The sequence below is a fragment of the Aromatoleum sp. genome (assembly GCF_032027225.1).
Lineage (GTDB): Bacteria > Pseudomonadota > Gammaproteobacteria > Burkholderiales > Rhodocyclaceae > Aromatoleum.
This window is the reverse complement of record NZ_JAVSMM010000019.1, coordinates 62456-75741: the sequence shown is the minus strand read 5'-3', so window position 1 is coordinate 75741 and position 13286 is coordinate 62456. Positions and strand designations below refer to the sequence as shown.

The 13286-nt window shown below is 67.6% G+C and carries 13 protein-coding genes; 2 read left to right on the top strand and 11 right to left on the bottom strand.

All coding sequences use genetic code 11. The features are described from left to right. Positions 1–8 precede the first annotated feature (8 nt). From fusA to ROZ37_RS18045, 5 genes are all read right to left on the bottom strand, one after another. Positions 9–2060, bottom strand: coding sequence for an elongation factor G (fusA, locus tag ROZ37_RS18065; protein WP_312661425.1), 2052 nt, complete (start codon positions 2058–2060; stop codon positions 9–11). 70 nt (positions 2061–2130) lie between these two features. Further along, positions 2131–3756: a hypothetical protein gene (locus ROZ37_RS18060; protein WP_312661423.1), complete on the bottom strand. Its 1626-nt coding sequence runs from the start codon at positions 3754–3756 to the stop codon at positions 2131–2133. A gap of 78 nt (positions 3757–3834) precedes the next feature. Beyond that, positions 3835–4578 (bottom strand): LrgB family protein, encoded by a 744-nt coding sequence (locus ROZ37_RS18055; RefSeq protein WP_312661422.1) that lies wholly within the window; start codon positions 4576–4578, stop codon positions 3835–3837. After that, positions 4575–4934, bottom strand: a complete 360-nt coding sequence (locus tag ROZ37_RS18050) for a CidA/LrgA family protein (protein ID WP_312661421.1) — start codon at positions 4932–4934, stop codon at positions 4575–4577. Before ROZ37_RS18050 ends, ROZ37_RS18055 begins: the two co-directional genes overlap by 4 nt. 119 nt (positions 4935–5053) lie before the next feature. Then, positions 5054–5992, bottom strand: a complete 939-nt coding sequence (locus ROZ37_RS18045; RefSeq protein ID WP_312661419.1) for a nucleoside recognition family protein — start codon at positions 5990–5992, stop codon at positions 5054–5056. Positions 5993–6126: 134 nt separating this feature from the next. Between ROZ37_RS18045 and ROZ37_RS18040 the strand changes: the two genes are divergently transcribed. Then, entirely contained in the window at positions 6127–6552 is a 426-nt protein-coding gene (locus ROZ37_RS18040) for a thioesterase family protein (protein WP_312661417.1), read from the top strand. Here ROZ37_RS18040 and ROZ37_RS18035 read toward each other — a convergent pair. Beyond that, positions 6530–7324 carry a Mut7-C RNAse domain-containing protein gene (locus tag ROZ37_RS18035; RefSeq protein ID WP_312661416.1) on the bottom strand — a complete coding sequence of 265 codons (795 nt, stop codon included), beginning with the start codon at positions 7322–7324 and terminating at the stop codon, positions 6530–6532. The genes ROZ37_RS18040 and ROZ37_RS18035 overlap by 23 nt on opposite strands. 9 nt (positions 7325–7333) lie before the next feature. Continuing rightward, positions 7334–7882 (bottom strand): DUF2946 family protein, encoded by a 549-nt coding sequence (locus ROZ37_RS18030; protein ID WP_312661415.1) that lies wholly within the window; start codon positions 7880–7882, stop codon positions 7334–7336. Between the two features lie 775 nt (positions 7883–8657). On the opposite strand from ROZ37_RS18030, the gene ROZ37_RS18025 reads away from it, so the two are divergent. After that, complete coding sequence (locus tag ROZ37_RS18025; RefSeq protein WP_312661414.1) at positions 8658–9266, top strand: PRC-barrel domain-containing protein; 609 nt, start codon at positions 8658–8660, stop codon at positions 9264–9266. A gap of 86 nt (positions 9267–9352) precedes the next feature. Here the strand turns inward: ROZ37_RS18025 and ROZ37_RS18020 are convergent, their stop codons facing one another. The 4 genes from ROZ37_RS18020 to ROZ37_RS18005 all read right to left on the bottom strand — a co-directional run bounded on the left by ROZ37_RS18020 (position 9353) and on the right by ROZ37_RS18005 (position 13255). Then, complete coding sequence (locus ROZ37_RS18020) at positions 9353–9874, bottom strand: retropepsin-like aspartic protease (RefSeq protein WP_312661413.1); 522 nt, start codon at positions 9872–9874, stop codon at positions 9353–9355. 274 nt (positions 9875–10148) lie between these two features. Further along, entirely contained in the window at positions 10149–11054 is a 906-nt protein-coding gene (locus ROZ37_RS18015) for an MYG1 family protein (protein WP_312661411.1), read from the bottom strand. A 54-nt stretch (positions 11055–11108) separates the two neighbouring features. Further along, positions 11109–12596, bottom strand: a complete 1488-nt coding sequence (locus ROZ37_RS18010; RefSeq protein ID WP_312661409.1) for an ATP-binding protein — start codon at positions 12594–12596, stop codon at positions 11109–11111. Further along, a complete protein-coding gene (locus ROZ37_RS18005; protein ID WP_312661408.1) occupies positions 12596–13255 on the bottom strand; it encodes a response regulator in 660 nt (219 codons plus the stop codon). Before ROZ37_RS18005 ends, ROZ37_RS18010 begins: the two co-directional genes overlap by 1 nt. Positions 13256–13286: the final 31 nt, after the last annotated feature.

The following is a 13286-nucleotide window of genomic DNA, read 5'->3' as shown; positions in this document are numbered from 1 at the left end:
GGGGCACGTCACTGTGCGGCATTGCGGCTCGAATAGGCTTTCGCCAGCCGCTGCTGGACTTCCTGCGGCGCCGGCTCGTGGCCGCAGGCGGTCAGCACGAACTCGCTTTCGCCGGCGCAGATCGCCTTCAGCCGCGCTTCGAAGCCTTCCATCTCGGCGAGCGGAACCGTCGCCGTGATCAGCGTCCAGCCGCTCGCCGGGCTTTCGGTCGATGTCAGCCGGCCGCGGCGGGTCGAGAACTCCGCCGTGATGTCGCCGAAATGCCTGTCCTCGACTTTCACCGTGACGTTGACCAGCGGCTCGAGCACGGTCGGCCGCGCCGCGAGCAGGGCTTCGAGCGTCGCGTGGCGGCCCGCGGTGACGAACGAGACCTCGTTCGAATCGACCGCGTGGTGCTTGCCGTCGGTCAGCACCACGCGCACGTCCTGTACCGGGAAGCCGGCGAGCGCGCCGTCGGCGAGCGCCTGGCGCACGCCCTTTTCGACTGCCGGCAGGAAGTTCGTCGGGATCGTGCCGCCCTTGACCTCGTTGCCGAGTTCGACGCCCGAGCCGCGCGGCAGCGATTCGACGCGCAGCGCGACTTCGCCGAACTGGCCGGCGCCGCCGCTCTGCTTCTTGTGCCGGTAGCGCGCTTCGGCCGTGCCGCCGATCGTCTCGCGGTAGGGCACGCTCGGCGTCGCGGTGTCGAGCTGCAGGTTCCAGCGCGTGCGCAGTTGCTCGAGGACGATCTTCAGGTGCAGCTCGCCGAGTCCGCGCACGACGGTCTGGCGCGCCTGGTTGTCGAAGCCGACTTCGAGGCATGGGTCCTCGTCCGTCAGCCGCGCGAGCGCTTCGGCGAGCTTCTGTTCGTCGCCGTGCTTCTTCGCGATCAGCGCGAGGCCGAACACCGGCTGCGGGTAGCGCGGCGCTTCGAGGTGGTACAGGTCCTCGTCGTGCGAGTCGTGCAGCACCGCGTCCGGATGGAGCTCGTCCACCCGCGCGACGGCGCAGATGTCGCCGGGCACGCCGAGCGGGGTTTCGACCTGGTTCTTGCCCTGCAGGCGCAGGAGGTGCGCGACCTTGAAGCTCTTGCGGCTGTCGCCGATGTAGAGCTGCGTGTTCGGCCCGATGCTGCCCTGGTGGATGCGGAACAGGCCGAGCTTGCCGCGATAGGGATCGTTCGCGATCTGGAAGACGTGCGCGATCACGTGGCGCGCCGGATCGGGCGCGACCTCGACGGGCCGCGCGCTCGCGCCTTCGCCCTTGAGGAAGTGCGGCGGGTTGCCTTCGGTCGGGTCGGGCATCAGGCGGCCGAGGATGTCGAGCAGCTCCTTCACGCCGGCGCCCGAGCGCGACGAGACGAAACAGACCGGAATCAGGTGCCCTTCGCGCAGCGCCTGTTCGAACGGTGCATGGAGCTGTTCCGGGTCGAGCGTCTCGCCCTGCTCGAGGTAGCTCGCCATCAGTGCCTCGTCGAGCTCGACGACCTGGTCGATGATCGCGTCGTGCGCAGCGCGCACGCTCGAGAAGGCGGCTTCGGCGTCGTAGTCCGGAGAGAAAAAGCAGTCGAGGACGCGCTCGCCGCTGGCTGCGGGCAGGTTGATCGCCAGGCATTCGCGGCCGAAGGTCGCGGCGAGGTGCTCGATCAGCGCCGAGAGGTCGGCGGGACTTGCAGCGTCGATCTTCGACACCACGACCAGCCGGCACTTGCCCGCCGCCGCCTCCATCATCCGCCGCGTCCCGCTTTCGATGCCGGCCTGCGCACTGACGACGACGGCTGCGGTTTCGACCGCGGGCAGCGCCGACAGCGCCCGGCCGGCGAGGTCCGGCAGTCCCGGCGTGTCGAGCATGTTCACCCAGTGCTGCGCCCACTCAAAATGCGCGACCGCGGTCGCGAGCGAGTGGCCCATCGCCTTTTCCTGCGGGTCGAAGTCGCCGACGGTGTCGCCACGCTCGATGCTGCCGGCCGCGCCGATCGTCCCGGAGGCGACGAGCAGGGCTTCGAGGAGGCTGGTCTTGCCGCTGCCGGCGTGGCCGAGCAGGGCGACGTTCCGGATGTCGTTTACCGAGGTCGGTGTCATGCGCTGTCCTCCCGTGGTCGTTGGGCGAGAGTTTCCGCCTGTCGCGCCCCCGGCGCAACGGCCCGCGCGCTCAGACGCTGCGCAGGCCGAACAGCCGCGTCATCGCGATCGCCAGCAGCGGCAACGAAAAGCCGATCACCGTGACGGCGATCAGCAGCGTGCCGAGCTGCGAATAATCGGCGGCCACGGTGAGGGCGCCGGTCGCGGCGTCGCGCACTTCGCGCGTGACGATGTAGAGCTGGTTCAGATATTTCGTCCCGAGTTGGGCGGCCGACAGCGCGAGGTTCGTGAAGGACGCCATCACCGCGAAGAAGGTCGCCTTGAGGTGCGGGGGCGCCGAGTTCGCGATCCACGCCAGCATCGGCACCATCGACACCTGGCCGAGCGGCGACTCCAGTGCAGTGTTCGCAATCGCGATGAAGCGGGCATCGACGATGCCGCCGGTGAGGCGCGCCGTCCATTCGTGCAGGCCGTAGTACATGCCGACGATCGGCGCGGAGAGGAGCGTCGCGGCGATCGTCAGGAAGATCACGATCTGCACGATCGATTTTTCGGCCATGAAGCGGCGGAACAGGAACAGGCCCGCGAGCGTCAGCGTGCTCGTGATCAGGTCGAGCCGCGACAGGAAGCTCTGGTCGAAGCCGAGTTCGTCGATCATCCACCAGCTTGCGCCGGCGCCCGCCGTCGGCATCGCGCGGAACACGAAGATCACGATGACCGTGCCGAGCAGCGTGCGCGCCGCTTCCGGCGAAAGCTCGCGCAGTAGTTTCATGATCATGAAGCCGATGATGCCGAACGACGCGGCGAAGATCAGTTCCTGGCCATACTCGACGCCCGACAGGCCGACCGAGAGCGTCAGCGCGACGAACACCGCGCTGCCGCCGAGGATCCACCAATTCGGCGACGTCGCGTCTTCCGGTACGTGGATGAGCCGCTCGATCTCGTCGCGTCCGTGGCCGAGCGCCGCGAGTCGCCGGGCTTCGCGCCGCTTCAGTGCGCTCGCGAGGATCACGCCGCTGATCGACAGCAGCGGAATCACCAGCGCGAGTTCGTAGATCCGCACGTAGATCGCGACCTTCGCCGCTTCGGGCAAGGTCTCAGCGCCCTGAAACATCACGACGTTCGCAAGCGACACGAGCACCGTGCCGCCGATGATCGCGACGCGGCCGAGCATCTGCATCGTCGTGTGCATCAGCCGCAGCGCCTCGGGCGTTTGCGGGCGGCCTTCGGCGTCGATCCGTGGCACCGCCTCGACGGTCATCGCGTCGGCGACCGCGTCCTGCATCACGTAGCCGAGCGGCGCGAGCAGCGTCGATAGCACGAACCACGCTTCGGCGCTCATCACCGCGCGCATCTCGTCCGGACGCGAAATCAGCCCGATCATGATCACGAGGCTTGCCGCGATGAGGCTCGCGCCGAGATACACGAGCCCCGCCTTGTGGCGCCACCACAGGTCGACGAGGTGGCCGATCGGCATCTTCAGCGCCCACGGGATGCCGGCCCAAAAGCCGAGCGCGGCGAGAAAGGCTGCCGACAGGCCGAGGTAGTCCTTGACGAAAAACGTGCCGACAATGCCGGTCAGGCCCGAGACGCCGGCCGCGACGTACACCATCAGCGGCGGCAGGTAAGACAGGCGCATCTCGCGGCTGAGTTCGAGGATGTTGCGGTCGAACCAGCGGAATAGGGCGTGGGTCAAGGGCGCGATCCGGTTAGGGGTTGGGAAATTGCCGCGGGAGGCGATCGCCCGCCATGCCGTCGCGTCGCGCCGGTCGGCTCACCGGGCGACCCCGTCGAGCCACGCGAGGAGCGGCGGCACGATCCAAGGCAGCGACGCTGCGGTGAGGAGCCCGTTGAGACCCATGCCGAGCGCCGCGAACGCGCCGGCCTGCTCACTGACCTGGAACGCGCGCGCGGTGCCGATGCCGTGCGACGCGATGCCGAGCGCGAAGCCGCGCACTGCGGGGTCGTCGATGCGCAGGAGGCGATACACATAACGCGCGAAGACCGCGCCGAGGACGCCGGTCATGATGACGAGCACCGCGGTCAGCGACGGCAGGCCGCCGAGCCGCTCGGCCACGCCCATCGCGATCGGCGTCGTCACGCTCTTCGGCGCCAGCGACATCGTCGATTCGTCGCTCGCGCCCAGCAGCGCGGCGATCCCGACCGCCGACAGCGCGGCGGTCAGCGAGCCGGCGACGAGCGTCACGAGCAGCGGCCCGAGCATCGCGCGCAGCCGCGCCCACTGCATGTAGAGCGGAATCGCGAGGGCGACGGTTGCCGGGCCGAGCAGGAAATGCACGAATTGCGCGCCGTCGAAATACGTCTGGTACGGCGTGCCGGTCAGCGTCAGCACCGTGACGAGCATGATCACTGCGAGCATCACCGGATTGAGCAGCGGATGGTGGCCGGCGCGCCGGTACAGCCACAACGCGGCCTGATAAGCGAGCAGGGTCAGCGTCAGGCCGAGCAGCGGCGTCGCCGCCAGGTAGACCCAGATCTCGCCGAACGCGGGGTTCACGTCTGCTCCCCGCCGTTGCGCGAGCGCCGCGTCAGCGCCTGCAGCAACAGCGCGGACACCGCGATCGACAGCAGCGTGCTGGCGACGAGCGCGACCGTCAGCGGCAGCCATTCGTGGCCGAGGCGTCCGAAGTGCAGCATGATCCCGGTGCCGGCCGGCACGAAAAGCAGCGACAGGTGTTGCAGCAGGCCGTTGGCGGCGCCGCGCAACGGTTCGCCGGGGCCGCCACGGACGATCAGTGCGACGAACATCAGCGCCATGCCGATCACCGGTCCCGGAACCGGCAGGTTCAGCGCGCGCGCGAGCACCTCGCCGACGAGCTGGAGCACGAGGAGGACGGTGAGGGCGCCGATCATCGGGATGTCTCCTGGAGTGTCGTTCGGGCAACGCGCGGGGGCGCGGCGGGAGCGCGGGGCGCCGATGAAGAGTCTGAACGTCGCGCCATTCTAGCGGCGCGCCGCGAGCTGCGTGCCGGTCAGCCGAACAACACGTGACCGACCGTGCGCACTGCAATACCGACGATGGCGCCGAACACCGCGGGCTTCCACACCTCGGCGACGCGCCGGCCCGCGGAGATCAGCACCGCGACGCCCGGGATGTCGAGCGGATGGATCAGGAAGCCGGCACTGCGGTTCATCGACGCGACGGTCGCGCTGCCGTTGCGGATCATCTCGTCCATCACGCCCATCATCGCGGTGCCGCCGCCGATGTATTTCGTCAGCGTCGGCAGGATCAGCGCCGGGTCGATCGCGAGCGCGGCGAGCAGCGGCGCGAGCGCGCGGGTCAGGAGGTCGATCGCGCCGCTCGTGCGCAGTGCCATCACCGCGACGAGCGCGAGCACCAGCATCGGGATCGCGCCGACCGCGATCTTGAACGCTTCGGCCCCCGCGCGGTTGATGACGTCGAGCACGCCTTTCGCGTCCTCGGCGACGCGGTGGTGCAGCGTCTCGTCGACGTCGCCTTCGCGCGCCGACAGCTCGCGGCCGAAGCCGTGATACGTCGCCGCCGCGGCGATCAGCCCGCCGACGAGCGACAGCAGGAGCGTGAGGCCGAAGTCCAGCCCCATCGCGGTCATCGGAAAGGTGACGTTCGCCTGCTGCATCGCCATCACCATCGCGAGTGTCGCAGCGAGATGCCGGCTCGATGCGCCGCGGCCTTCCATCATCGTCAGCGTCGCCACCGGCGCCGCGAAGCTGACGAAGTTGATCTGCAGCGCCGCGAACACGCCGAGCCCGGTCAGTCCGACCGGACGCAGCAAGGGCGCGAGGCGCTCGACGACGCGGTCGACGACGCCTTTCGCTTCGAGCAGGCGCATCAGCGCGAGCATCACGACCATCACCGGCAGCAGCACGAAAAGCGCGAGCTCGATCGCGGAGCGGCCGGCCCGAAGGATGATGTCGATGAGGATTTCCATGAAGAAGCGGGGATGTTGCAGTGCGGCAGATGATAGCGCGGCAATGCGCGCCGGTTGCTCTGCTATTGCCGATTTCCGCGCCGACGACATATCGTTCCCGCACCACGGAAAAACACGCACACGAGGAGACGCGAATGGCGATGGTCGAGACGGCACGGGGCACGGTGCACGAATGGCAGCGGGATCACATGGGGCACATCAACGTGCGCGCCTACATGGAGTTCCACGAGGAGGCGTGCTGGCAGTTCTATTCGATGCTCGGCCTCACCGCGTCGCTGCTGCGTGCCGGGGTGGTGCATCTCGCTGCGGTGCAGCAGAACATCAGCTACCAGAAGGAGCTGTATCCCGGCGACACGATTCTCGTGCGGACCGGCGTCATCGAAATGCGCGAGAAGGTGCTGCGCTTTCGCCACGAACTCGTGAATACCGAAAGCGGAGAGGTCTGCTCGGAGTGCGAATTCACCGTCGTCTGCCTCAACCCGGTCACCCGCAAGTCGCAGCCGTTTCCGCCCGACGTCGCGTTGCGTGCCGAGGAATTCAAGCTGCCGATGGTGCAGTAGGGCCGCGCTCGCCGTCCGCGCCGGCGTCCGCCGGCGGCCCCAGCAACTCGTCCACGAGCGTGCGCATCCGCTGCCAGTGCGAGCCTTCCCAGAACACCCGCCGGCACACGTCGCAGGTGCTGAAGTGGCTGCGGCTCGCGCGCACTCCGGGCGGCAGGCGGTCGGCGACGAGCGTCTTGTCGATCGGGCGCAGCGGCGCGTTGCAGTCGAGACAGAGCGTGAACGGGCGCGCGCTGCGGGCGAGATCGAGCCGCTCGAAGATTTCACGCACCTGTTGCGCCGGCTTGAGGGCGCGGACGTAGCAGCCGTGCGTCACCGTCCGCCGTTTCAGCAGCTCGCGGTCGCGCGTCAAGACGATGCGGCTGTCCCGCGCTGCGATGGCCTCGACCTCCGCGTCGTGGAAGTTGTTGTCGTACAGCGTGTCGAACCCGGTCATCCGCAGCAGGTGCGCGAGGCCGCCGAGATGCGCGTCGGCGACGAAACGGCTCGTCCGCAACGGCGCGGCGCGCACGCGCAGCAGCGGCGTGACGTCGAGCGTCTCGAACTTCGGATACACCGAGACGCGGTCGCGATCGCGCAGCAGCCGTCCGAAATCCACCGACTCGCCGTTGACGAGGACGAGTTCGACCTCGGTGTGCGGCACGCCGAGGGCCTCGATCATGTGCTTGACGCTCGCCGCTTGCGCGCAGGGTGCGTCGAACTCCCGCCGGCGCCGCGCCGGGGGGAGGAAGTCGTTCAGTTCCTCGTAGAAGCGGAACGTCGCGGTGACCATCGCGCACGCTCAGGGCGCGGGATTGGGGTCGAAGCCGAAATGTGTTGGGACCTCGTCGCGCCCGATCGGCTGCACGCGGTTGCCTCGCCAGAAGAGCGCGAGAAACGCGCCGCTCATCACGTCGAAGAAGTCGACGTCGTTCGCCGGCGTGCCGTCGTCGCGGCAGCAGTTCGCGATGAAGTTGGCGAGATCGCGGTCGTCGAGCAGTCCGACCCCCTGCGTGGTCTTCAACAGCACGCAGCCCTCGTCGTCGAGGTGCACACTCTCGACCCCGCCCGCGTCAGCGTCGGTATGGGCGGTGACGCGCCCGTCCACTTCGAGCCGCAACACGAAAGGCGTGTAGTCGAGCGCGGCGAACACGCGTTGCGGCCCGTTCTGCACGAACCACCTGCCTGCACTGTCGCTGCCGTAATTGCGATTCATGAATGCGGCGAGACCGGCGTGCGTCACCGCCTCGCCCTGCAGGCGCCAGTTTCCGCGCCGATCGAGGGAAAGCCAGCCGTAGCTCGCGGGCACGTCTGGCCATTTCGCTACCGTGGAAAGGTCGGGGATATGCATCGCTCAACGCTGCCCAAAAAAATTTCAAGAATAACGCTTTCGATTTAGTGATTTCCGACGCCCGGGCCATTTCACATGGCCGGGAGAGGCACTCCCTACGTCGACTGGATGATGTTTCGTACGTTCGCTACGGGGCACGGAATGATCGGGGCCGCGCCGTTTCCGCGTTTCACGCTCCGCTTCTCGGACGGGAGCGCGCAATTCTGTCGCCGAGTGACGACGGATGTGTCGACATCAATGCTAAGCCCGAGATTCCTAATGAAATTCATTGTCGTCGAACTGCGACGCCACGTCCCGGAAGCGGCGCGTGTCCGCTGCCTTCCGCCCGCGCGTGCAGGAAAACGGTTATCTGACTGTTGATCGGGGCGGTCCGCGAATGTCGCCTGCGGACGACGAGTTTCATAAGCGACTTCACAGCGCTGTCCCGCTCAGCGCCCGTCCGGAATCACGAGTCTCAAGAAAAGCGACGTTTAATCAGACTCTTACGGACAGGTGCGCAGCCCTACCGGCGTCGGACGACTTCCGCGCCGATCCATGTGCTTGCGGCCATTCGACGGCTTACCCGGGGCGATACCAAACGCGCCTGGTGAAACTCTTTTCTAGTTTGAATTGCCGTTTAATCAAAGAGTTGGCGTTACCCTTCCGAACCGGCCGCCGACATCATCGGGGTGGCTCGCATCTTGCATCGGGTCTATTGGACGACAAACCGGAGGCCGTTCGCCATGGGCGAAAGGGGACCGGTCCTCGATGACCAAGTACGGCACAGGAGGGTGACATGAACACTATATTTCGTAGGACCTTGCTGGCGGGTGCAGTGGCTGCGCTAGCGGCGGCGCCGATGCTGGCGAGTGCGGAAGGCGGCAGGACGTGGAACGAGCGGGGCGAAACGGGGCAACCCACCAGCGAGTACCGCTCGGGGACGGCCGAGTCGGCCAGTCTGCGGGGCATGACACCAAGCCAGCTGCGCGGGACCGAAGTGGTTGGGCCTGCGGGCGAGAAAGTCGGAACCGTGAAGGCGGTCGTACGCAGTCGTGACGAGAAGAACATCCAGGCGGTGATCTCCGCCGGCGGCTTGATGGGCGTCGGCGACAGGGAAGTCGCGGTACCCCTGAACAGCCTGCGTTACGACGGTGAAAAGCTTCGGACCAGCGCGACCGAGGACCAACTGAAGGCTCGGCCGGCGTACCAGTCCGAAAAGTTCGTCGAACTGCAACCCGTCGACCAACCGATCAGCGAGTTCTCGGCATTCGAGACAGTGCCTAGCGATAGGGGCGCGACTTGGCAGCGCTCAGGGACTCACGAAGGGCTCGACATGATGCCGGGCGACCGTGACCCCACGATGCGCGACAAACCCTACCCGGAAGGCAACCGGGTCACCCCGTAATTTACGAAACGCGCACGGGCGGCAGCTAGCCGCTCGACAGGAGCTTGTGCCGGGAAACCCGAAAGGGCAGCCCGGCGCATCCTCGTTTACTGCGCGTCAAAGGCCGCGAGATCGGATGTGCGGGCCGGGTCCGACGCTTCCGCCGTGGTCGTGCAATTGCTCAGCACGAGCCGAGGCGGCTCGAACGAAAAGATGAAGGGCGCCGCGCGTTGCAGTGCGTTGAGCCCGAGAATGGCGCGGGTCTTGCCCGGGAACACCGCGGCTTCGACGTTGTTCAGCCAGCAGCCGTTGCCGATGCTGAGCGCTTCGATCGCGTAGACCGGCACGTTCATCTCGTTGCCGTTCGCGAGCCTGCCGCGCAGTTGCTTCACGTAGCGCGCACGACCTGCACTCTCCAGCTCGGAGAGCATTTCCTCGTTGATCGTCATGTAGCCCGAACCGGTGTCGACCATCAGGTCGACTTCACCGAGCCCCGCGATCTGACCTTTGACGTAGAAGGTGGTGGCGCTGTTCGCGCGCATATCCACCGTGGTGTCGAACTCGCCCGCGACCGCCAGGCGAGTGGTGCCCGCCAGGAGAACAGCAAGCAGGCACAAAACTTTCCGCATGAATCATCCTCTTGAATGGACGGTAGAAAAACCCGTCCCGCGAGGACGAGGACTCCATGAAAACAATGAATTCGGAGAAAGTCAAACTTTCGAAATGTAACAGTCCGGGGCGAACGGAAAGCGGTTCAGACGGTAGGCGGAAGGGGCGGCCGACTATGACCTTCGGCGTATCGGACGCCCCTTGGCGAACCGCTCGCAACGGAGCCGGGAAGTCCGGTTCACGATCACCGGTCGCGAATGGAGACCCGTGCCGCGGTCGCCTTTTCTTCGTCTTCTAGCCGTCGGCTAGCGCCCGTTTCGCCAGCGCGAGGGCGCCTTCGCGCGTCGCGTGTCCGGCGATGAAGCGGCCGCGGTGGCAGAAGATCCCGCCGGGCACGCCGGTGACCGCGTCGAGCGCCTGCCATTCGAGCCCCGCCCACGACTCGGGCAGTTCGCGGCGGGAGGCGTAGGAGTCCACGCGCTTGCGCACCGCGCGCACGCGCCAGCCGCCGCCGGTGTCGGGAAAGACGACGAACTGCACTTTCGGACACTCCCGCGTGACGACCGAACTCCACGGCACGTAGCTCTCGAGCAAGAGGATCGCCTTGTCGGCGGTCGGCGTCGCCGCATAGATCTCGCGGACGATCTTTGCGCCGAGAATGCCGTCGGCGACATCGCGGATCAGGTTGCCCACCGCCAGCTCCGCGAAGCGCGTCGCGCGCTCGAAGGCTGCGAGATAGGCGTCGTCCGAGCGGTCGTCCCGCCAGCCGGGATTGAAGCCGCCGATCAGGTTCGAATAGCCGAAGCGGAACGGGCCGGGCACGTCAACGCCGCAATCGACGGCGTCGATGTTCGCGATGAAGGTTGCATCGATGCTGAAGTACGCGCTCGAGACCTGGTCGGGGTCGAGGTCGGGCTCGAGGGCGCGGATCGCGCGGGCGCCGAAGTGCCGCCACGAAAGGCCTGCCGAGGCGTAGGGAACCCCGGTGGGGCGAGCGCCGGCGCCCTCGATCTGGTGGTGGTCGAAGCGGCCCGCGTCGGCGTCGTACTTTCCGCCGACATCGAAGACGACGTCGGCCGCGTCGATGATTTCGGGACGGCGTGACCGCGCATAGGTGAGGTCGGGCGTCGACAAACGGAGAATCGCGACGGCGGTGACTTCATCGGAGTGGAAAGCGCCATCATGGACGACGACGTGCATGGACAGTCCTGGAATTGGGCAAGGCGGTGAAAGAGTCGCCATCCTATCGGCAATTCACACGCCGGAAGAGTTCCGCGCGACGTCGACCGCCGCGCCGGCGCGACGGCGTGGCAGCGTGACGCTGATGTCGAGTCCGCCCAAGCGCGTGTCGGCGAGCGCGATCGTCCCGCGGTGCAACTCGACGACCCGTTGCACGATCGACAGCCCGAGACCGGCGCCGGTGCCCGCTTCCCCCCGCACGAAGCGTTCGAAGAGCTTCGCTTTCATCGCCTCGGGTACACCCGGCCCGCTGTCCTGCACGTGCAGCGTCACGCGATCGGGCGCCGCGTGCAGCACCACGCGCACCCGCCCGCCGTCGGGCGTGTATTGGATCGCGTTCGCGACCAGATTCTGCAACAGCGCCCCGATGCTCGTGCGGTCGGCTTCGATCCGGTAATCACCCGTTTCGTCGGCGAGCAGCGTCAAGGTCTGCCCGCGTTCGAGCGCCAGCGGGATGATTTCCGCGAGTTCGTTGCGGACGAAGACGTGCAGGTCGAGCGGCTCGATGCTGAACTGCGCCGCGTTCGGTTCGAGTCGCGCGAGGGTCAGAAGCTGCGCGGCGAGACGCGTCGCGCGATCGACCCCCTGCACGAGCTGGCGCAACGATTCGGCGCAGTCCGCCGCGGTCGGCGCGTCGATCGCGTTCTGCGCGTGAATGCGCAGCACCGCGAGCGGCGTGCGCAGCTCGTGCGCAGCGTCCGCGAGGAAGCGCTTCTCGCGCTCGAGCTGCGCGGCGAGCTGCTGCAGCAGGCGGTTCAGCGCGGCGACCATCGGCTCGAGTTCCTGCGGCAGGCGCGCCAAGGCGAGCGGGGAGAGGTTGCCGGGGCTGCGCGACTTGATCAGCGCAGCCATCTGCTTTAGCGGCCGCAGGCTCCAGCCGATCGCGAGCCAGACGAGCAGCGCGAGCAGAGGCAGGCCGACGAGGTCCGGCAGCAGGCTGCGCAATGCGATCTTGCCCACCAGTTCGCCGCGCACGTCCTCGCGTTCGCCGACGACGATCCACTGCGCGTCGCGGACGTCCTGCAGCACGAACACGCGCCAGCGGTGCTCGCCGACCGTGACGTTGTGATAGCCGACGAGCGGGCGCACCGGCGCGTGTGCGGATGCGGGGGCGGGCGCGCGGGCCGCGGGTGCGGCGGGGCCCGGCGCCGACGGCAGTCCGGCGACGAGGTCCGCTGGCGCGCTCGCCGAGCGCAGGACGACGCCGCCGCCGTCGCCCCACACCTCGAACGCGAGCTTGCCTTCGTAGCGATGCCCCGGCCGCGTGGCATCGCCCGCGCCGGAGGCAAGGTCGAGCGCGCGCTGCAGCGACTCGCGCGCCGAACGCGGCATGTCGCGCGCGACCATGCCGTCGAGCAGGCGCGCGGTCTGCGCAAGCTGCGCATCGAAGAGCTCCTCGATTTCGTGTGCGGCGTCCTTGTAGCTCTTCCACGAGATCCCGGCCAGCGAGACCGCGAGCAGCCCGAGCACGAGGGCCAGCGTGCGCGTGCGGATCGAGCGCATCAGGCTTTATCGACGAGGTAGCCGACGCCGCGCACGGTGCGGATCAGCTCGGGAAAGAACTTTTTCCTCAGGTGATGGATATGCACTTCGAGGGCGTTGCTTTCGGCTTCCTCGCCCCAGCCGTAGAGGACCTGCTGCAGCTTGTCGCGCGTCAGCACGCGCCCGGGTTGCGCGATCAGTTCGCGGAGCAGGATCAGCTCCTTGCGCTGCAGGCTCACCGGCTGTCCGTTCCAGGTCACCGACTGGCTGCCGGGGTCGAGCGTGATGCCGCGGTACTCGAGGGCGGGCTGCGCGCGGTTGAAACTGCGCCGCAGCAGCGCGCGCAGCCGGGCCTTGAGTTCGGCGACGTCGAACGGCTTGACGAGGTAATCGTCGGCGCCGGCGTCGAGCCCGGCGATGCGGTCCGAGGTCGCGTCGCGCGCGGTCAGGACGAGCACCGGCACCTGGTTCCCGGCGGCGCGCAGCTTCTGCAGCACTTCGAGTCCGTCGACGCGCGGCAGGCCGAGATCGAGCACCGCCAGCTCGAAGCTCTCATGCGTCAGCGCATGCAGCGCGCTCGCGCCGTCGCGCACCCAATCGACCGTGTAGCCCTCGGGTTTCAACGACGTGAGGATGCCCTTGCCGAGCCCTTCGTCGTCCTCCACCAGCAGTATTCGCATCCAGCGATTTCCTTCGCGTCCTTGTTCGGGC